The following is a 21,227-nucleotide window of genomic DNA, read 5'->3' as shown; positions in this document are numbered from 1 at the left end:
GCGGGCAGGATGCACAGTAAAAACTGGATTGGCGGCGAATGGATGACGCCGTCAGGGAAGGAACTAACGGTCAAAAACCCGTCGTGTATCACAGAAGAAGTCGGCTTTTTGCATCTGTCTGATCGGTCACATGTTTTTGCCGCTGAACAAGCAGCTCGTGCCGCACAGATCGGCTGGGCTAAACAAACGGGTGCGGCTCGTGGCGAAATCCTTTTTCAAATGGCTGCCGCTTTAGAGGCAAATGCAGACAGCTTGGCACAACTGGCAAGCCGGGAAATGGGCAAGCAGCTTGGCGAGATGCGCGGAGAAGTGGCACGCGGGGTCAGTCTGTTATGCTATTATGCCGGAGAAGGGATGCGTTCCAACGGCAACCTGATTCCTTCTTCAGATACGAACGTGTTGCAATACAGCCGTCGTGTCCCGCTCGGAGTCGTGGCGGTCATCACACCTTGGAACTTCCCCGTTGCGATCCCCATCTGGAAGATCGCTCCTGCACTCATTTGCGGGAACACAGTCATCTGGAAGCCGGCGGAAAATGGTTCTCTTACAGCGACACGACTAGCTGAAATATTTGCGGAAACGAGGCTGCCTGCGGGTGTACTGAATCTGGTGATTGGAAAAGGCCGAGAGATCGGCAATACCCTCACGAATGAAGCTGAAGTCGATGCGGTCAGCTTTACAGGCTCATCGGAAACAGGCAGACAGATTGCCATCGCGTGCGCGGGTCGTAATATGAAATATCAGACTGAAATGGGCGGAAAAAATGCGGCAGTCGTTTTGGCTGATGCGGATCTGGATAAAACCGTTCCGATTTTGCTCAGCGGCGCGTTTCGATCGGCTGGTCAAAAATGTACGGCTACCAGCAGGATCATTGTAGAGAAGGCGATTTACCAGCCTCTGGTCGAGCGGCTGCAATCGGCTATGGAGACGTGCCGGGTAGGAAATGCCAGCGATCTGGAAGCGTATTTGGGGCCTGTTGCCTCGGCTGCACAGTATGAGACGGTTGGGAAGTTCATCGCATTGGCTCATGAGGAAGCGACAGTCATTGCCCAAAGCCCATCATATGCAAAAGAGGAGCAAGGCTATTACATCCGTCCCCAAATTGTCGAGGGTGTCGCTGCCAATCATCGGCTCGTTCAGGAGGAAGTGTTCGGACCATTGGCTGTGCTTTTGACAGCAGACGGTTTTGACGAGGCAGTGGAGCTGTGCAACCAGTCTGTATATGGACTGAGCGCTTCGCTGTTCACCCGAGATTTGGCGAGTGCCCATCGCTTCTTGGATATGGCGCAGTCGGGGATGGTTCGGGTCAATCAGGAGACGGCGGGTGTGGAATACCAGGCTCCATTTGGTGGCATGAAACTGTCCAGCTCACATACACGGGAGCAGGGGCAGGCGGCGCTTGATTTCTACAGTACGACGAAAACATGCGCGATCAAATACGCGTGGTGATCCATCGAGCTTTTCGCCAATCGCATAAAAAGGTGAGGATGTTATGCACATCAATCAGTTGTTTACGACGATCGAGGCCCATACCGGGGGGGAGCCGCTGCGCATCATAACAGGCGGCATCCCACCGCTCGCGGGCGAGACGATTCTGGAGAAGCGACGATACTTTCGGGAGGAGCTGGATCATATCCGGCGGGTACTCATGTATGAGCCGCGCGGGCATCATGGTATGTACGGCTGTGTCATGACAGAGCCCGTCAGCCCAGATGCGGCATTTGGAGTGCTGTTCATGCATAACGAGGGCTACAGTACCATGTGCGGACATGGAATCATTGCGGTAGTGACGGCTGCCATTGAGACGGGAGTACTTCGGCTGGAAGATCCAACAGAGCCTATTGTGATTGATAGCCCGGCAGGAAGAATCATTGCACACGCCACTGTGGAAGAATCGGTGGTCCATTCCGTCTCGTTTGAAAATGTCCCCTCCTTTGTTTTGGCACAAGACGTTCCCATTGAGTGGGGCGGACGTACTTTTTCAGTGGACATTTCTTTTGGCGGAGCATTCTATGCAGTCGTACAGGCGGAAGATATCGGGGTTCAGGTAGAAATAGAACAATTGGCCGAGCTGCAAGAGTGGGGAAGGCGAATCAAGGAACAAATCGAGGCGAAAATGGAGGTTGTTCATCCGGTGGAGCCTGAGCTCAAAGGAATTTACGGGGTGATAATCTCGGATAAGCCGAGAGTGGAAGGATCAGACCTGCGCAACGTGACAATTTTCGCCGACAAGCAGATCGACCGCTCCCCATGTGGTACAGGTACTGCGGCTCGCGTAGCCACCTTGCATGCGAGAGGCAAGCTGGCTGCTGGAGAATCGTTTGTGCATGAAGGAATTGTCGGGAGCCAGTTTATCGGCAAGGTGGTAGCAACCACGCAGGTGGGGAGTTATCCGGCTGTCATTCCGAGCATAGAAGGCAAGGCGTTCATCACAGGTCTGCATCAATTTGTCGTTGACCCTACGGACCCGCTGAAAGACGGATTTTTGCTGCGATAGGATCGTTTGCTAGAAACAAGAGGTTGCCGATCACAGGTAGCCTCTTGTTCATCCCCAATAAAGCCTGGTCACAATACTGCCACGCATTGGGACATCAGCATTTTTCCCCTTCTTCTGGTATAATGGACAAGATTGAATTTAGGAGTAAAGGGGTTGAATTTTTTGCCGTACAAAGCGTTAATTGAAGCGCATGTGGGTAGCTGGGAAGTTGCGTTCGTGCTCTTGATCGTTGCCTACATCCTGTATCGCGTGGGCAAAGCAAAAGCAGGCAAGATCGTACATATGCTGCTCAGACTCATGATGGTCATCATTCTTGTATCGGGAGCTTGGATGCTTTTCGTGGGTCACGCAACAGATTTCTATTACTACGTGAAGGGCATTATCGCGGTTATTGCCTTCGGATTGATGGAAATGTCCTTGGGCAAAGCTAAGCGACAAGAAGGCAGCATCGGCTTCTTCATCGGCTGTATTGTCGTTTTGGTGCTGGTTATTCTGCTTGGCTATCGCGTATTTATGTAAGGTAGGCAATACAGGAAGGAAGAGGGTTTCCTCGCAAGAAATATTTGCGGGTGAAAGCCCTTTTTTTGTTTGGACGGGCACGGACAAGCCAATTAGCAACGGAAGGGCGGGGGCCATATCACTCTATGCACATATGTTAGAGGGGAGAGGTGAGGAAGAAAAATGGCCTATCCTTCTGACAGTCAATTCATCCCGTTTACTCTCGGCGGAAGTCCTTTTGGGGACGTCCCGAACGATGAAAGTCCCGGTTCTGTCGACTTGGTAGGAAACTCTACGTTTCCGGTTGCCTTCTTGGCTTACGATGGAACGTATCTCTATTTTCGGATGAGAGTTAACGAAGACCCAAGAAATTCGCAAAAAACAGGCTTTCAAAACTATGCCTGGGGCTACTTGATCAATACAACCGGAGTCGCTGGCACGTATCGGTGGATGCTGGGGGTGCAAGGTTTACACAACCAGATTGCTTTGATTCAAAACACGATAGTTGAATTCAATTCGTGGACGGATCAAGCGGAGGGGACAAACGGCAGTGGAGCGCCGAACTGGCAAGCGCCAATTATCAATTTTGACACGGCTCGTGTGCGGCTGACCAATGACGGTTCAAATTTTAGCGGTACTCCTGATTACTTCATTGACCTCGTCATGCCGGCTGCTACCTTTTTTTCAACGATTGGTGTTACTTCTTTTACCTCCCTTCGTTTCCTTCCTTTTACCTCTGCCAATGACAATAATTACAACAAGGACTCTCTGCGGACCAGTGAAGGCTTAAGCTTTGTCAATTCCTTGAGTAATACGACTACGGTGGCGACGGGAGACGTTCGAGCGAGCCTTGCCATTGATAAGCAGGTAACAGCAGGACCAGCTGTCGTTACCACAGGACAACTGTCGCAATGGGCGGGATCGATCATGGTCACCAATACCGGGAAGAGCCAAGCAACGACAGTCGTTGTCAACGACTTGATCGAGCTGGATCAGGTTACGGCTTTTACGGTAAACGCAACAAATATCGGATCTGTCATCTACAATCCCCTCACGAAGGTACTAAGCTGGACGATCGGCAATTTAGCCGCTGGATCTACTGCCAGCTTGTCATTTACGGTCAGTGGGGTTTTCGCGGTCTCTCCAGGCGGAACGCGGCGTTTAAACACAGCGACAGTCACTGGCGTAGACAGCTTTTCTGGCAGGACGCTTTCTCCTGTTCAGGATAATATTGTCATCACGGTTAACTTGGCTGGAAGTGTTGCTGGCGTAGTGCTTGACCAGTCCACGAACTTCCCTGTAGCAGGTGCGCAGGTCGCGCTGTATGATTCGATTCCTGTACTAATCGGAACGACGACAACAGACACAGATGGTGCCTATTCGTTTGCTGGTTTGGCTCCGGGTCTGTATTCTGTGTCGGTGACCGCGCCAACTTATGATCCCAAAATCCAGTTCGTGAGCGTTTTGGCAGGGCAGACCACAAGAGCAGACATTTTGCTTCCTCCGAGTCCTGGTCAGGTGAATGGGACGATAAGAGATACCGGGTTGGCACCCATCTCGGGGGCAGTGGTAAAGCTCATTAATACGACAGGCGTGACCGTAAACCAGACAGTGACTGGGGGAGGGGGGGCCTATCCGTTTACCAATGTCGTGCCGGGTTCCTACACCCTTGCAGTCAGTGCGGATACGTTCCAGCCAGCCACAGTCGCAATTAATGTCATTCGAGCCCAAGCGACTACACAAAATGTAGTGCTCCAAACATCGGTTGCCCAGCTCTCGGGTCTGGTGACAGGTCCGGGTGGCATACCAATTGCTGGAGCATTGGTGGAAGTGCTGAACCAGACAGGCATTACGCTGACGGAAACGACAACAGATGGAGCTGGTACGTATCTGCTGACTAAGCTCGCAGAAGGTGTTTATCAAATCCGTGTCAGTGCCGCAGGCTTTTCCACACAATTAGCTGGAATCAGTCTGCAAGCGGGCGATGCCAAAGTAATTGATTTTTCATTGACGACTACATTTGGAACGGTAAGTGGAACCATTTCCGATGCGCAAACGGGTGAGGGAATCCCGAATGCGAGCATCAAGGTGGTAACTCGTTCGGGAATTGCTGTAGGAGAGACATTAACCGACGCGAATGGAGACTACTCTTTATCCTTGCTAGGTCCGGAAACCTATGTCCTTACGGCTGCGGCAGAGGGGTATGCGGGCCAAACAGTTGGGATCGAGATCAATGCTGGAGCTACTACACCGGTTGACCTCGAATTGGAAAAACTGGCGGGGGTATTGAATGGGACTGTCTCGGACACAGGGAGCAATCCGCTTGGTAATGCCACAGTCATTGTTATGAAGGGTACTATTCCTGTGGTGCAGACCATTACCGACAGCGCTGGCACTTTTTCCTTCCCGCACTTGGCCCCAGGCACGTATACCGTAACCGCTTCGGCTTCTGGTTATTCCACTGTTGTGTTAGGGGCAACTGTGCAGCCTCAGGAAATAGCGTCCCTTGCTTTTGTCCTGCAAGCTTCTCCGGGATCAATCGCAGGACAGGTGGTCGACAGCGGCAATCAGCCAATTCAGGGTGCCACTGTCATCATTAGGGAAAATACGGCAGCAGGTGCTGTTGTCGCTACTGTATTGACGGATGGGAACGGGCAGTATGTAGTACCTAATCTGCTACCGCAGGCGTACGTCGTCATCGTATCTGCTCCGAATCAAACGACAGTGATCACAGGGGCAATCGTCACCTCATTGACGACAACAATGGTGAATGTACAACTGGCAGACTTGCCGGGAAGCATATCAGGTTCGATTTTTGATGCTACCTCGGGTCTGCCGATAGCAGGTGCTTCGATCGTGGTTAGCGTGTTGAACCAAGCAGGGGCAATCGTCGCCCATGCAAATAGCGACCTGTCTGGCAATTACGGGATCACAGGGCTTGCACCAGGCGTTTATACCATTACCGCCCGTGCAACCAATTATGAAACGAACAGTGCTTCCACTATTGTACTTGCCAACACAAATACGCCTGTCAGCTTGGCGTTGTTTGCCAGTCCGGGTGAAATCCAAGGACAAGTGCTTGCTGCAGGGACGTTACAACCGATTGCCGGTGCACAAGTAAATGCACTCGATTTCAATGGCTCCGTCGTGCATTCGGTATACAGCGATAGTCAAGGAAGCTTTGTTATCACGGGCTTGGCGCAAGGTCAATACGTCATCAGTGCTTCAGCGGATGGCTTCCAGTCCAATCATGTCGGAGCCCTTGTGCTCGCGAATACAACTACTCCAGTCCAGCTTCAGCTCAATCAAGACTTCGGTTTTATTAGCGGGACAGTAGCACCTATCGTACCAGGAACCACCATTCAATTGTTTGATATCAATAACCTATTGAGAGGTACAGTCGTCGCAGATGGAAATGGGGCATTTTCATTTTCAGGGATCGCACCAGGCTCTTATATCCTTATAGCTACCGCTCCTGGTTACGCTGTTCAATCTGTTGGGGAGATCGTACAGCCTGGGCAGACGGCCAACGTTTCCTTTACACTTATTCCGAATCCGGGCAGTATTTCTGGAACGGTGCAAGACACGGGTATGCAGCCGATTGTCAATGCTGTTGTCCGTGTTCTGGATTTGAATGAGACGACAATAGGCTTCGGTTATACGGATTCAAACGGGGCCTATACAATTGGCAACCTGCCTGCCGGATCATTTGTCGTGGTGGCAAGTGCCCCTGAATATGTTACGGGTTCGGTTGGTGTTACACTTGGACCCGGTGAAAACAAGACTGGAGTAGACTTTACTCTTGAGGCGAATGCAGGCGGGATTAGTGGACAGGTGACGGACGCGACGAATCCCGCGGTATACATTGCAGGCGCCGTTGTACTGATTCGTTCCATAAGTAACGGAAATGTAGTGGCTACAGCAAGTACCGACCAGACGGGCAGCTATTTGATTCAACATCTGTTACCGGGCGCTTATACCGTCACGGTAAGTGCGCCTAGCTATGCTGATCAATCAGTAGGGGCCAATGTAGTCAGTGGAGAAACGACAGGGGCAAGTGTGGCGCTCTTGCCTTTGCCTGGGTCCATCGTGGGAAGTGTCATAAACAGCTTGGGTGTACCTGTTACGGGAAGTGAAATCAGCGTCAAGCTGATAGATAGCAATCAAGCCGTCAAACAGAGCTTGCTCGCGAATGGATCGGGTGTATTTTTCATTGGGAGTGTCTCTCCTGGCGTTTACACGGTTATTGCGTCAGCGCCTGGCTATGCCGTAGGAAGTATTGGCGTGATCGTGACGGCCAATACAGCAACTCCAACGACTGTTATGTTACCTGACTTGCCTGCGGCTATCTCGGGAGTAGTGACTAATCAGATGACGGGATTCGGGATTCCGGGAAGCACCGTGCTCATTACGGATGCCCATGGTGTTGTGCTTGCTCAATTATTGACAGACAATCAAGGCAATTTTTTGGCAGAGAAGCTTCCGCCGGGCGTCGTAAATGTTACTGTTTCTGCGCTGAATTTTGTATCCGTCTCGCAGGCAGTTATTTCGCAAGGGGGCACTACCACCAACTTTCAGCAGGCATTAGTTCCCAATCCCGGCAGTTTATCCGGCGTTGTGACTGATCTGGAGACGGGCTTGCCGATCATTGGTGCAACGGTAATCGTCTTCGACAGCACCCGTGCCGCTGTGGGTTCCGTACTGACAGATGCAACTGGTACCTTTTCGCTTGATAGGCTGGCTCCTGGAGGATACACCGTCAATGTCAATGCGACTGGATATGCAAGCGATGTAGCTGGCGCACAGATACAAGCAGGGGCGGCGTCCGTATTAAGCTTTGCATTAAACGAGTTGCCCGGTGGAATAGCTGGTACAGTGCGAGAGGAAGGTACGGCCTCACCGATTGGTGGTGCGGTTATTACAGTTCGACAAGGAAGTCCGTCTGGAACGATACTGGCTATTGTCCTGACAAATGCGCAGGGTCAGTATATGGTGAGTGGACTTTCCCCGGGGAGCTATACACTGATTGCAAGTGCTAGTGGATTCGCTGCTGAGGCTTCAACAGCTATGGTCGGATTGGGAGCGACTACCGGCCTTGATTTTTCTTTGCCGAATCTGCCTGCAAATGTCACAGGTGAAATTAGTGACGCTCTTCTCAGCACTCCTTTGCCGAATACGCTCGTTCGCTTGCTGGGAAACAATAACACGATTCTCTTTTCAACGCAGACAGACGCTCAGGGAATTTACTTCATGGATGGATTTGTGTCTGGAAATTACACCCTTTTGGCGAGAAACGAAAGCTATCAGAGGGAGAGTGTCTCCTTTGATGTAGCTCCTGGGGGGACAGCTACAGTCAATATCCCACTGGACCCGAATCCTGGTGTTTTGCAGGGCATCGTCAGGGATGCGCTTGATGGTACGCCACTAGTAGGGGCGGAAGTGTTGATCTTTTTCCCTGGCACAAACAACTTGTTGTCTCGGACGATTACGGACGGTCTCGGTCAGTTTAAAATCGACGGCTTGGCTCCCTTAACCTATACACTTGCGATTAGCGCTCAAAACTACACCACCCAGCCTGTTGGTGCGACGATCTTTTCCGGACAGACCACTACGATTGAAGTGGGGCTCCCCCCTTTTCCGGCTACTGTAACAGGTCAGGTGCAGGCTGCTGGTGGAGGCGTTGTTCCCAATGCATTGGTACAGGTGAAGGATTCACACGGGACGTTGTTCGGCAGTGCGATTACGGATAACCTGGGCAAATTCGCTGTCGGCAACCTTCCGCCTGAAACATATCTGATTAGTGCAAGTGAAGATAGCTACGCAACCGCAACACAAAGCATCACGGTCACGGCTGGACAGACAATAAGCGGAGTCATCCTTATGATGTCTGCTCTGTCAGGCAGCATCTTTGGGCAGGTGACCAATCAGTTGACGGGACTCCCTATCACTGGAGCGGCTGTTAATGTGCAATTGTTTGCCAGTGGCCAATTTATTGCCAACACCGTAACAAATCAGAGCGGGCAATTCCAGGTGAATGGCTTGACGGCGGGAGTTTACAATGTCATAGCAAGTGCAGATGGCTTTGGCACGCATTACAGCACAGTTACAGTCCTAAACGGGCAGACGACGGTAACAACGGTCGAGTTGCTGCCAATCGTGGGAACCATATCAGGGATCGTCCTCTTGCCGGATGGCACGCAAGCAAGCGGAAACAATATTCAATTGTCGTTATTTCATGCAGACCAGATTCGCCTGCAAAATATTTTGGCTGAGCCGGATGGAACATTCCATTTTGTCAATGTGGCTCCGGGTACGTATACCGTTATCGGGACCATCCCGGGTATTGGTACCGGTCAGGCAGAAGCAGTCGTTTTGCCGAACCAAACGATCTTTATTATCATCCGCCTTTCTCAAGCAGGTACGATACAAGGAACGGTTCGATCCGGTTTGACAGGCTTGCCAGTTGCTGGAGCGACCGTGTATGTACAAACGGTGAATCAACCAAATAGGGCGACTGAGGTCGTCCAAACAGACAGCTTCGGCAGGTACAAGGTGACTGGTCTTGCTCCAGGCACCTACTTGGTTGTAGCCAATGCGATGGGGAGTGGAGAAGCGAGAGGAACCGTGACGTTGGGTGCAGGGGAAATCGTGACGCTCGATCTGGTTCTGCTTCCAGCAGCAATGAGCGGATCTTTTCGGGTCGCAACATGTCCGACCATTTTGCTTACCCCATTTTAATGTTTTGGAGAATTGCTCCACTAAAAAATATAAATATGGCGGATAACTCCGTTTTTGATATAATAGCTGTAGAAAATACAGCTTTTTTGTTTTGGGTAAAAACAACTATGAAAATCCTGACTTTTATTCAAGGGGGAGCGAGCTATATGGTGAAACAGCAAGAGGAGCTGTCCCATCCATTGACAGCTACCATCACAAAGACAAATACGCTTTTGCATATTCAGAGTCTCCTTCCCTCCTTTACGAAATCGGAGCAAAAGGTTGCCCATATCGTCTTACAGCAGACAGACAGCGTTATTTATTCATCAGTGATTGACCTTGCTGAAAAGGCGGGGGTGGGTGAGACGACCGTTTTGCGATTTTGCAGGAAAATAGGCTTTCATGGTTATCAGGAATTCAAGCTGGCATTGGCGCAGGAATTGGTCAATCCAGTCAAAAACTTGCATGGCGATGTAGGAGAAGACGATTCACTGGAGATTATCACGCACAAAGTAACGGCAACCAATCAACAGGCGATCGGGGATACCTCGGCCCTGTTTCAGATCGAAAAGCTGGAGCACTGTGTAGACCTTTTGCAAAAAGCAAACACGATCCATTTTTACGGGGTAGGCACGTCAGCGGTAACAGCCCAGGATGCCAAGTACACGTTTTTGCGGATCGGGCTTCGAGTGGACGCTTTTAATGAATCGCATCTGCAAGCGATGGCTGCAGCGACTCTGGGACCGGGGGATGTCGCAATCGGGTTGTCTGTATCAGGCAGTACGAAAGACACGATTGATTCATTGAAAGTCGCCAAGCAGGCAGGCGCAACTTGCATTTGTCTGACGCACTATCGACGCTCACCGATTACGAATGTAGCGGACATTACGCTTCTGACCGCAGCGCAAGAAGGTCCGTTGCAGGGAGGCTCTCTCGCAGCAAAAATTGCACAGTTGCATGTACTGGATGTTATTAGTACGACAATCACGATGCGCAACAAGGAAAAGGCCCTTTTATATAAAGAGAGAACAGCGAAGGCTGTCCTAGAGAGAAAGTATTAAGAGGTATCTTATATTGAATAGGAGTGGTTGGTAATGAAGCTCGTGATTGTGAAAGATTATACGGAGCTCAGCAGAAAAGCTGCTGAAATGCTCGTAAGCGAAGTAAAAGCAAATCCGAAGACCGTCTTTGGCCTTGCAACCGGAGGCACACCAGTAGGGATGTACCGTGAGTTGATCAAGCTGTCGCAAGCAGAGAGCATCGATTTTTCGCAAGCGAGCAGCTTTAATCTGGATGAATACGTCGGACTTTCCTCGACGCATCCGCAAAGCTATCGCTCGTATATGCAAGAAAACTTGTTCAATCACATCAATATTCCTGCGGAGAAAACACATGTGCCAGTTGGGAATACGACAGATCATTTGGCAGAGTGTGCCCGCTATGAGGAAGCGATTCGTTTAGCAGGGGGGATCGACATCCAGGTGCTGGGGATCGGCAATAATGGCCATATTGGCTTCAACGAGCCTGGCTCCCCTGCCGACTCATTGACACGCGTGGTCCAGCTCACTGACAGCACGATCGAAGCAAATGCCCGCTATTTTGATAGTGTGGACCAGGTTCCCACTCAGGCTGTTTCCATGGGGATCAAGACGATTCTTGGTGCTAAAAAAGTTGTACTTCTCGCAAGTGGAGAGGCAAAGGCAGAGGCAGTGCGATTGATGCTGGAGGGTGAGGCTACGGCAGATGTACCAGCTTCCTTATTGCAATTGCATCGGGATGTAACAGTCATTGTGGATCAGGGAGCAGCAAGCAAGCTGACTACCTCCGTGCTGGCAGGAACGAAACCAAGCGGCAGCTAATGCACCGCTTGGTTTTCATTTTTCTTGTTCACCAATCTGTTCCGAATACGCACTTGTTCCTTATGCTATACTGGGAATGTTGCAAGAATGTCACCAGATTTTTCAAAGGAGCTGATTGAGAATGAGCGCAAACGAAGCGTTGCTTACATTAGAAGGTTGGTATACGTATCATAATTTCCGCACCATCAATTGGGAAAAGTGGAAAGCAGCGTCCGCAGCAGAACGCCAAGAAGCGTTGGACGAGCTGAATGCATTGATCCGCACATGGGAAGCGAATGAGGGCGAGAACCAAGGCAGTACGGCTGTCTACTCCATCCTCGGACACAAAGCAGACCTCGTGTTCATGTTCCTGCGTCCAACTATGCAAGAACTCGATGAGATCAAAACAGCGTTCAACAAAACACGCTTTGCTGCCTATACAGAAGCTCCTTATTCGTATGTATCCGTAGTAGAGCTGAGCAACTATGTACATAACCCAGGCGAAGATCCAAAAGCGAATCCGCACGTGCGCGACCGCCTTTATCCGATTCTGCCAAAATGGGAGCACATTTGCTTCTATCCAATGAACAAAAAGCGTGATTTGCAAGACAACTGGTACATGCTCTCTATGCAGGAGCGCCAAGAAATGATGCGCTCCCACGGCTTGATCGGTCGCTCCTACGCTGGCCGCGTGAAACAAATCATCGGTGGCTCCGTTGGTTTCGACGATTGGGAGTGGGGCGTTACCCTGTTTGCCAACGATCCGCTGGAATTCAAGCATATCGTTTACGAAATGCGCTTTGACGAAGTGAGCGCACGCTTCGGTGAATTCGGCAACTTCCTCGTAGGAAACGTATTGAACGTAGAAACATTGGCGAAAAAGCTGGAAGTATAATCAATAAGCCCAAAAGATCCGCTGTGCGAGATAGTCGCATGAGCGGATCTTTTTTTGGGACTACATATCTTCTCTTTAATGGTAAAATAAGGTTATATTTCGTAACAAGAGAGGAGAGGTTGATCCGTGTTGAGACGTGCTACATCGTGGGGACTTTCACTAGGCGTGTCATCGTCCATTCTGATGACGTCTGTATTCGCAACAGCAAGTGTCGAGGGCCTTGCACCTATCGTGCGTGCAGCCGAGAAAATGCTTTCGCAGGAAGAGGCAATTAAACATGCCCAAAAGTGGGTGACAATTCCGGAGGGCTATAAGCTGAGAAGCGCCAGAATGACAAATCCGGAGGATGATTACTATTATTCAGGACGATCCTATTGGAATCTCACTTGGGAAAAAAACAAGGTCGGAAGTATTTATGTGACGATTGACGCTGTTTCTGGACAATTGTCTCGTTATTCCAACTATTTAGATGACGAACGACTCGGAGGCACAAAAAATAAGCTTACGGAAGAACAGGCAATGGGAGCAGCGACACAGTTTCTGAAAAAAGTGACAACCGAAGAGGAGCGGAGTCGTTTATCCAAACCGAATGAATACGCGGGACAAGACGATTATTATTTCAGAAATCAGGGAGAAGTTGTCCGTTTTACTCGCATGGTCAACGAGATCCCTTTTCTGGGAAATGGCTTTCAAATCATCTTGGACAGGAGTGGGGAGGTCATCAGCTTTCACCGGGAATGGTACGACGGAAAGCTCCCGGAAGCAACGAAAGTCATAGAGATAGCCGAAGCAGAGAAAAAATGGGAGGAGAAAGCAAGCCCATCCCTTGTGTACAAGGATTTGGCAGGGATGACGGATAACTATCAGCAGGGACCTGGCACTTACGAGCTCGTCTACGGGTTCCAGAATGAGGACCCGCAACTGGTCGAGGCAACGACTGGAGAAGTCATCAATTTATTTGGAAAAGCAGCAAGCGAAAAAACAATCAAGCCATTGGGGGATACGATCTCCAAAGAAACACCAGAAAAACGGCTGATTACAAAAGAAGAGGCACAAAAACTTGCAGAACAATACGTGAAAAAGCTGCCCGGCAACTATCGTTTTGACGGCAGCAGCGGCGGGGGCTCGAGTTCAGGACCAGGTGGAATCTCTGAACGCCACTGGAGCTTTGATTTCATGCCACAAAATGGAGGAAAAAAATCAGACGAGGTGGAAGTGGATATTAATGATCGGGGAGAATTGGTCGGTTATCAAGTAAATCCAAATGGTGCATTTGAAGAAACTCCCAAAAAGATGATCATCACGTGGGAGCAAGCCGAAGAAAGTGCTACGAAACTCGTAAAATCGCTCTTGGACGATCAGTTGGGAGAAATTTATCTCATAGAGGAGGAACCTTCGAAGGAGACTCTGCAAAGCTATGCCGATAATGGGGAGCATTACAATATTCAATTCGGCATGTTGGTCAATGGTATCCCGGTTGAGGATAAAAACTTCCGAGTCGAGGTCAATCCGGAGACAGGGGTAGCTGAGTCACTGAACAAAAGGTCTCGATTGGAAAGACAGCTACTGCCCAAGGCAAAAGTACAGCATATTGAACAACAAAAAGCGAAAGCTGTAATCAAAGAGCAGCAAAAGTTTCAGCTTGCCTACCATCAGCCTGTTCCAGAGTGGAAATCGGCGAAGCAGTCTGAACCGTTTCTTGTCTATCGGTACGTTGGCGATAACGGGATTGTGAAAGCAGATACCGGTGAATGGTACAGCTTTGTTGAAGCGCAAAAAAAGCAAGCACCGAGCGACATCGATGAGCATCCGCAACAGGCAGAGCTTGAATTTGCGCTTCGCAGGGGGTGGATGACGGTTATAGACGGCCAGTTAGGACCTGAAAAAGAGGTTACACGTGGGGAAATGGCCATGATTATGGCCCAGATGGCAGATGAGAGGGAATTCCGTTATCTGCGACCTTCCTTCGACAGCGATGAAGAACGGTTCATTCATGATTTTGCTGACGTACCTTCCTCACATCCAAGCTACGCTGCCATTCAAAAAAACGTCGAGTACAAGCTGATTTCAAAGTCAGGCAAAAATTTTGAGCCAGACCGAATGATTACACGCGCAGAAGTAGCGGATATGGTAGCGAGGCTGTTGGGATACAATAACCTTCTGGACAAGCCTGAACTATTCAAGTCTCCTTACCAGGACTTGCAGCCGCAGCATATACCAGCCGCTACTCTTCTCTCTGCTCACGATCTCTTCAAGGGAAAATCAGCAACGAGTTTCGAACCGGATGCAACCGTTACCCGTGCACAAATTGCTGAATTGCTCAAAATGATTTACGACCAGCAGCAATAGCGGCATTAATTTGCAACACAACTCCCGCGCCGACATTCCTGCGAAAATTTACGAACTCTTGTCTTTGGTTCCCGTACACTTTTTGTTAAAGTAAACAGGAAAGCATTTTTGACAGCGGAGGGGAACAAGACTGGGCTTTCTCAAGTTTAAAATTGGTTATCGTACGCTAAAAACAGCCATTGGAACGGCTATCTCGATTCTGATCGCCCAGCAGTTGGGCTTGATGTATGCTTCTTCTGCGGGGATCATAACGATCTTGTGTATTCAGGTAACAGTGAAGCAATCGTTTCAGACAGCGTGGAATCGGATTCTCGCCAGTTTATTGGGTCTGGGAATCGGTGTCTGCCTGTTTTCCCTTATGGGCTATACGCCGATTGCCATTCTCCTTTTCATTTTGCTCTTCTTGCCGCTCGCGGTGCGTTTTGGCATTCAGGAAGGCTTCGTCAACAGCATGGTTGTGCTCATGCATCTGTATTCTTCCAAGAGAATCGACGGGATGCTCTTGCTCAATGAGGTCGCATTGCTCGTCATTGGTGTGGGCGTAGCCCTACTGGTCAATCTGTACATGCCGAGTCTCGATAAAGAGCTAAAAGGAATGCAAGTAAAGGTGGAGAAGCTGTTCAGCAAAATCTTGCGGGAGTTCTGCTACTACTTACGTCACGGAGAAAGTGATTGGGACGGGAAAGAATTAATTGAGACAGCAGGGGTATTGGAAACGGCAATTCGCTTAGCCTCGCGAGATGTTGGCAATCGATTGGGCCGCCGCAACGATTCGTACTACGAGTATTTTGTGATGCGACAAAAGCAGTTCGAGCTATTGGAACGCATGATGCCGATCGTCTCTTCCTTGGATCATCAGGTAACAGAGAGCCATCGGATTGCAGATTTTCTTGCGCGAATCAGTGACTCGGTACATCCGGGCAATACTGCCTACCGCTTTATCGACCAACTGCGTGTGATGCAAGAGGAGATCAAGGCAGCAGATTTGCCGCGAACGCGAGAGGAATTCGAGACGCGTGCCTCGCTGTTCTACCTCCTTCGGGAGATTGAGAGCTATTTGTTCATCAAGCATGAGTTAGGTAAAAACAGGGACGAAAAGGCTCAGGCGGCAAGGAGTTAGACAAGCAACAGTATGTAACAATGAAAGAGTTGTAGAATATCGAGGAAGGACTGCGAATACTTTTCGCAGTCTTTTTTTTGTTTTTCGGTAAAAACTCGGTGAACTTTTCATTAAAATCAAAAAAATGCACCGTTGTCCTAGTACGTTTTTGAACTTACTTGTATACCGTGTACAAGCGGCGAAAAAAAATCAAAAGAGTAGGATCAAGGAGATGAGAGTGACCAGATGAAAATAATTGTGAATGAAAAAGAGTTGAAAGAGTATTTTCGAGGGCTACGTGGTCTTATTTGGGGAAAAGACCAAAGAGACGAAGAAGTCGAAACTGACAAGGAAGAAGCTGTTCGCTGTTCGCTTCGCAAAGAGCTGTACGCAGAAGAATTCGCCGCGTTTCTGCAAGAAAACCACAGTGATTTGCAACGTGATTCTTTTCGGAAAGTGCTGCTGCGCTATTTGCATGAAACCGTCGAGCTGGGAACAGATGCAGGAAGTGTTACAGGGGTCCTGGATGAGGTTGGCCGGGACTATGCTGAAATCATAGAGTCAGGCGGTACACGTGTGCTGATTCGTTTTACGCAAATTAATTATGTCCATGCGGTGTAAGGAGGAGAAGACAAATGAACTATGTACAGAAATTGAGAACGTTTATAGGTGATAGTGTACAGGTTGTAACTGGATTCGATGTGATGTCCGGTGAGTTGCTCGGCGTGACCAATTCGACATTAACCGTGCGTGCAGCAAGTGAGCCAGGCTATGGCGGTGGTCAAACAGTGGTATTTCAACTGGACCGTATCACGTATGTGCGCGTCGTCTAATGGTGGGGCGGCAAGGAGAAGGGGCCTTGTGCCCCTATCCATTCTCATTCCTGCCATGTATGGCACAGATCATCTGCTAAAGCTGATTGCCGCATGTAAACAGCTTGCACCTCTGGAGATTATCGTGATTTCGAAAAGGACTCTGGAGCTTGGCTCTGGTGTGCGCGTTGTTTTTGCAGAAGCAGTTGAGAATCTGTTCGCTTGGCGGAGAGAGGCTGCCAAGCATGCAAGAGGGAGTGTTCTGCTTTTTCTCGGCGAAGAACAAATCGATTCGCTGTCTGGATTGCAGCGATTCTTATTCCCGATTTTATATGGAAATGCACAGGTCGTTTTGTCCCAGCATGATCCTCGGAACAGGAGGATGACAAAACAACGGCCCATCCACAGTTTTTCCTTGTTGGTAAATAACCTCTTCGGTCGCTCTGACCTGCGTGAAGCTTCCTTGCTGGACACACCTCACGCCATGACCAGAGAGGCACTTTCCAAAATCGGAGTGGAACTGTTGGCACAGCCTGCCCAAGCGCACAAGCGGGCAGTTGTGAGTGGACTGTCCATTATCGCGCAAGCCATTGGAACGGGGACGGAAGAACGGATGTTTTTGCCACAGCTTCACGGTTCGTTGCTCAAAGAGCTCTCTTTATATGAAAAGCTGGTGATTGCCGAACAGCTTGATCTCGTCTCGCGTCTTCCTTTTCGCGGCGGACTGTCCGATGGAGGCAGGCGAAGAGATATCACAGAGAATGCGAGTGGTAAAAACAGTGGTATGCCCGTTACGCAGGTAGGGAAATGGCCTTTGCGACAAACAACTCTTTACAGTGGAAAAACGGTATCTGTAATTATTCCAGCCCTGAACGAGGCAGCGACGATCCAGCAAGTGATCCGTGAAGTTCTTCGGTTAGAGCCAGTTGAAATTATCGTGGTCGTCAATGGCTCGGTTGATCAAACAGCACGGCTTGCTCGTGAATGCGGAGCGACGACCGTAGAGTTCCCATATGCATTGGGCGTTGATACAGGACGAGCAATTGGGGCAAGTCTGTCGAAAGGCGACATTCTGCTGTTTGTCGATGCGGATACGATTATGACCGCTCATGATCTGTACCCATTTGTTCTCGCTTGCGAGTGCGGCGTGGATGTGGCCCTGAATGATGTTTCTGCATTTTTGAGTCAGCCTTGTGCAGACAACGTTTTTGTGGCTTGTCGCCAAGCTCTCAACTTGGCTTTGAATCGTAAGGATTTGGGTATCGGATCTATGGTGACCGTCCCCTTTGCCTTACGCAGGGAAGCGGTTGCTCCGCTCGGGTGGGACATACTGCTTTGTCCGCCAAAAGCACAAGCAGTATACGCACAGGCAGGTGTAAAGATGGAATTGGTTCATCAGGTGAACAGCTTCACCTCCAACCGACTCCGGCCAGAAAAACACTTCGCCAGCTCCGGAATGCCCCCTGCTGTCGAACAGATTGCAGGTGACCACGTGGAAGCCTTGCAGTTTCTGGCGAAAGGACGGTAGCGAGGATGCGATGTGAAAACAAGAAGACTGGAAGGAGGAAATTCAATTGGCAATAGAGCGAATAGAAGGTCTGGTAAGTGTTGTCATTACCAATTTCAACAGGGCTGCTTATATACGTGAATGCTTGGACAGCATTCTTCAGCAAACCTATGAAAATTGGGAGATTATCCTGATCGATGATGCATCGACAGATCATTCCGTACAAGTGGCCAGAGAATGGCTGGAAGAGAGTAAAAGGTTTTTTCCAAGAGAGAATCAGGTGCTGATTCATGAGCTCCCCCGCAATATTGGCTTTGCGGGTGCGATCAACGTCGGGCATTACCTGAGCCAGGGCGAGTTCATCGCGATTCAGGACTCGGATGATTTCTCTCATATCCTGCGTCTTTCGCGGCAGGTTGAATACTTGAAAAATCATCCCCAGGTCGATTTGGTCGGTACAAATTACTATGCGTTTTCGTCCGAAAATCCGGAAAAAAAGCAGCTCGCTGGATGGATCAAGTACGGCGATGACATTCGCAAAGTATACGGAAACGGTGGACACTGCGTCTGTCACGGAACCTGCATGTTTCGAGGAAGATTATTTGACCAGATTGGTGGCCCGACACGCCGGATTGAGGGTGCAGAAGACTATGAATTTATCGCCAAAGCTTTGAATGCGAGAGCAGGCGTGAACAATATCGCAGAAGCATTGTATTATTACCGCACCCACGCTGAGCAGCGCTCGGCCCACTATTATCGGAAGAAGGGAGGATAAAAAGTTGACTAGCAGTAATGATCGGATATTGATGGTGCTGGACAATTTGAGGACAGGCGGAACGGAGACACATGTTCTTAGCATGGGTAAAGCATTGAGGAAAAAAGGCGTCCAACTGTTTTATGCAGGTGGCAACGGCCCCTTCTACCAAGAATTTGTTGATGCAGGCTTTTTAGTTGAACCGATAGAATCCGCACGTGAGCCGCTCCAGGCACGCAGACAGCATCTGATCGAGTGTTACCGTGCATGTATGAAAAAGCATCGTATTACCATCGTCCATGTGCATCAGACACCATCAGGCTTTCTTGCCGCTACGGCAGCCAATGAGCTCGGCATTCCTGTCGTGTTCACCTTGCATGGAACGTACTACCCAAAGGATGAGGCGATAAAAGTAGCCCAGCTCTGCTCAGCCGTTATCAGTGTGAGCAAACCTGTCCAACTATTCTGGCAAAAGCGAGGAGTAAAAACCACCCTCATTTCCAATGGGGTTGATATGGAAGAGTTTCAGTCTGGCCTTACAAGAAGGGCTGATGTGCCGTCATTGCCGCCTGATGCTACAGTGGTTACGTATGTCAGCAGGTTGGCTTGGCAAAAAGCGACGGTGTGCAACATGGTGTTGCGGGCAACGAAAACACTTCGGAGTGAAATTCCCAACCTGCATATCGTAGTGGTGGGTTCGGGTGCCCAGGCCATTCATGTTCATGAGCTGGCAAAAGTGCTGAATAAAGCCGCAGGGCAGCCCTATATTCACATTGTGGGGGAGCAAACCGATGTCAGGCCGTATTACGCCATCAGTGATTTGGTGATTGGAACAGGGAGGGTCGCACTCGAAGCGATGGCGTGCGGAAAGCCTGTGCTTGCGATCGGAAATCATGGCTACGTCGGTTTGGTCGAACCTTCGTCCTACGATTTGGCTTGGGATTGTTACTTCGGTGACCACTCCTCCGTGCAAAAACCGTCTCCTTCGTTGATTGACAGTGCTCTGCGACAAGCGTGCCGCGACCGGAATCAATTGAAGGAAATAGGAGGCCAAGGAAGAGCGTGGGTCCAAAATCATTTTCATATCACGCAAAAATGTGCCTCCTTGCTTACCATTTATGCACAAATAAAAAATGGAGGGGGGGCGACAAGCATGAAAAAAATCTTGTACGTTGGCTGGTTAGGGTTCAACAATTTGGGCGATGAGCTGATGTGGCATGCCTTTTACAATTTGTCATGCAAATACCTCGATCCTACACAATACAAGGTCATACCTTCCCTGCCCGGGGTTGATCTGAAGGATGTAAGCGCGTATGACACCGTCGTTTTGGGGGGAGGATCGCTTCTCATCCCGGGGTATGTGGATGTAGCTTATCGTGCTGTTGAACAGAAAAAAAATCTATGGGTCTGGGGAAGCGGCTTTGACTCGCAAGATCAAGTCGTGCTGGATTCTTCCGGCAGATTGACGAACAAGCTGATTACGGGCCAAGATAAAATGAGCCACATGCTGCAAAAAATCGCCGAGCACGCCACGTTTTTTGGTGTACGCGGACCACTTACACTCCAATACCTCCAGCAAGCGGGAGTGGGAGAAAGGGCAGCGATTAGCGGAGACCCGGGGATGCTACTTATTCCCGCATCATTGCCAACAGTGGTAGATAAAAGCAAGCGATTCACGATTGGCATCAATTGGGGTACTTCCTATAACCGGATTTATGGGAAAAACGAGACCGCAGTAGAGGATGCACTGGTATATGCAGCCAAGAAGCTGATTAAGGCAGGCTACGATATCCACTTGCTCACCATGTGGGGACCGGATCGGGAAGCCATAAAAAGACTGTACAAAAAAATCGACGATCCAGCTCATACGATCCTCGACCTGGAGCTGCACGATCATACGCAAATGCTGCAACTGATGAAAGGCTTTCAGGCGACGATCAATTTTAAGCTGCACGCCAATGTGCTGAGTGCCGCTGCCGGTATTCCGTTCGTTTGCTTGGCGTATCGCGTGAAGGGCATCGACTTCGCTTATTCACTGGATCTGCCGGAGCTCCTCGTGCCAACAGACGAGCCACAATTAGGTGAACGGATTCTTTCTTGCACCTGGGAGGCCATCGCGCGTAGGGAGCAGATCGCAGCAAAATTGGCGGCGAGTCAGAAAAAAATGATCGAGAATTTGGAGCAGCCGTTCATCCAAGGCTTGTTGTAAGTCCATTTGTACAATGAAAAAAGAAAACAAGGGGGACCTGTGGATTTGCGAC

At 49.7% G+C, this 21,227-nt stretch carries 14 protein-coding genes; all 14 read left to right on the top strand.

All coding sequences use genetic code 11. The features are described from left to right. Nucleotides 1-9: 9 nt before the first annotated feature. The 14 genes from ASG16_RS13240 (at nt 10) to ASG16_RS13175 (ending at nt 21,175) form a co-directional block, all read left to right on the top strand. Nucleotides 10-1,449 carry an aldehyde dehydrogenase family protein gene (locus tag ASG16_RS13240; protein ID WP_056491206.1) on the top strand — a complete coding sequence of 480 codons (1,440 nt, stop codon included), beginning with the start codon at nt 10-12 and terminating at the stop codon, nt 1,447-1,449. 43 nt (nt 1,450-1,492) lie between these two features. Then, nucleotides 1,493-2,497 (top strand): proline racemase family protein, encoded by a 1,005-nt coding sequence (locus ASG16_RS13235; RefSeq protein WP_056491208.1) that lies wholly within the window; start codon nt 1,493-1,495, stop codon nt 2,495-2,497. Nucleotides 2,498-2,650: 153 nt separating this feature from the next. Beyond that, nucleotides 2,651-3,016: a YisL family protein gene (locus tag ASG16_RS13230; RefSeq protein ID WP_007715853.1), complete on the top strand. Its 366-nt coding sequence runs from the start codon at nt 2,651-2,653 to the stop codon at nt 3,014-3,016. Between the two features lie 162 nt (nt 3,017-3,178). Next, nucleotides 3,179-9,733 carry a carboxypeptidase regulatory-like domain-containing protein gene (locus ASG16_RS13225; RefSeq protein WP_056491210.1) on the top strand — a complete coding sequence of 2,185 codons (6,555 nt, stop codon included), beginning with the start codon at nt 3,179-3,181 and terminating at the stop codon, nt 9,731-9,733. A 146-nt stretch (nt 9,734-9,879) separates the two neighbouring features. Beyond that, complete coding sequence (locus tag ASG16_RS13220) at nt 9,880-10,773, top strand: MurR/RpiR family transcriptional regulator (protein WP_056491279.1); 894 nt, start codon at nt 9,880-9,882, stop codon at nt 10,771-10,773. A 33-nt stretch (nt 10,774-10,806) separates the two neighbouring features. Further along, complete coding sequence (gene nagB / locus ASG16_RS13215; RefSeq protein WP_056491212.1) at nt 10,807-11,571, top strand: glucosamine-6-phosphate deaminase; 765 nt, start codon at nt 10,807-10,809, stop codon at nt 11,569-11,571. Between the two features lie 121 nt (nt 11,572-11,692). Beyond that, entirely contained in the window at nt 11,693-12,445 is a 753-nt protein-coding gene (gene hemQ / locus ASG16_RS13210; protein ID WP_007715842.1) for a hydrogen peroxide-dependent heme synthase, read from the top strand. Nucleotides 12,446-12,571: 126 nt separating this feature from the next. Then, complete coding sequence (locus ASG16_RS13205; protein ID WP_056491214.1) at nt 12,572-14,794, top strand: YcdB/YcdC domain-containing protein; 2,223 nt, start codon at nt 12,572-12,574, stop codon at nt 14,792-14,794. A 130-nt stretch (nt 14,795-14,924) separates the two neighbouring features. Continuing rightward, nucleotides 14,925-15,914, top strand: a complete 990-nt coding sequence (locus ASG16_RS13200) for an aromatic acid exporter family protein (protein ID WP_082517249.1) — start codon at nt 14,925-14,927, stop codon at nt 15,912-15,914. Nucleotides 15,915-16,139: 225 nt separating this feature from the next. After that, nucleotides 16,140-16,514 carry a hypothetical protein gene (locus ASG16_RS13195; RefSeq protein ID WP_056491219.1) on the top strand — a complete coding sequence of 125 codons (375 nt, stop codon included), beginning with the start codon at nt 16,140-16,142 and terminating at the stop codon, nt 16,512-16,514. Nucleotides 16,515-16,528: 14 nt separating this feature from the next. Next, the gene (locus ASG16_RS13190) at nt 16,529-16,726 is read left to right on the top strand and encodes a hypothetical protein (protein WP_056491221.1); all 198 of its coding nucleotides are present in this window, start codon (nt 16,529-16,531) and stop codon (nt 16,724-16,726) included. Nucleotides 16,727-16,754: 28 nt separating this feature from the next. Continuing rightward, nucleotides 16,755-18,233, top strand: a complete 1,479-nt coding sequence (locus ASG16_RS13185; RefSeq protein WP_241970753.1) for a glycosyltransferase — start codon at nt 16,755-16,757, stop codon at nt 18,231-18,233. 46 nt (nt 18,234-18,279) lie between these two features. After that, on the top strand, nt 18,280-18,987 hold the full coding sequence (locus ASG16_RS13180; protein WP_056491222.1) for a glycosyltransferase family 2 protein: 708 nt from the start codon (nt 18,280-18,282) through the stop codon (nt 18,985-18,987). A 4-nt stretch (nt 18,988-18,991) separates the two neighbouring features. Beyond that, complete coding sequence (locus ASG16_RS13175) at nt 18,992-21,175, top strand: glycosyltransferase/polysaccharide pyruvyl transferase family protein (protein ID WP_056491223.1); 2,184 nt, start codon at nt 18,992-18,994, stop codon at nt 21,173-21,175. Nucleotides 21,176-21,227 lie beyond the last annotated feature (52 nt).

The sequence above is a fragment of the Brevibacillus sp. Leaf182 genome, from assembly GCF_001423865.2.
Taxonomy (GTDB): Bacteria; Bacillota; Bacilli; order Brevibacillales; family Brevibacillaceae; genus Brevibacillus; species Brevibacillus brevis_C.
Note: the sequence above shows the minus strand (reverse complement) of the source record. Positions and strands in the feature narration are given on the sequence as shown.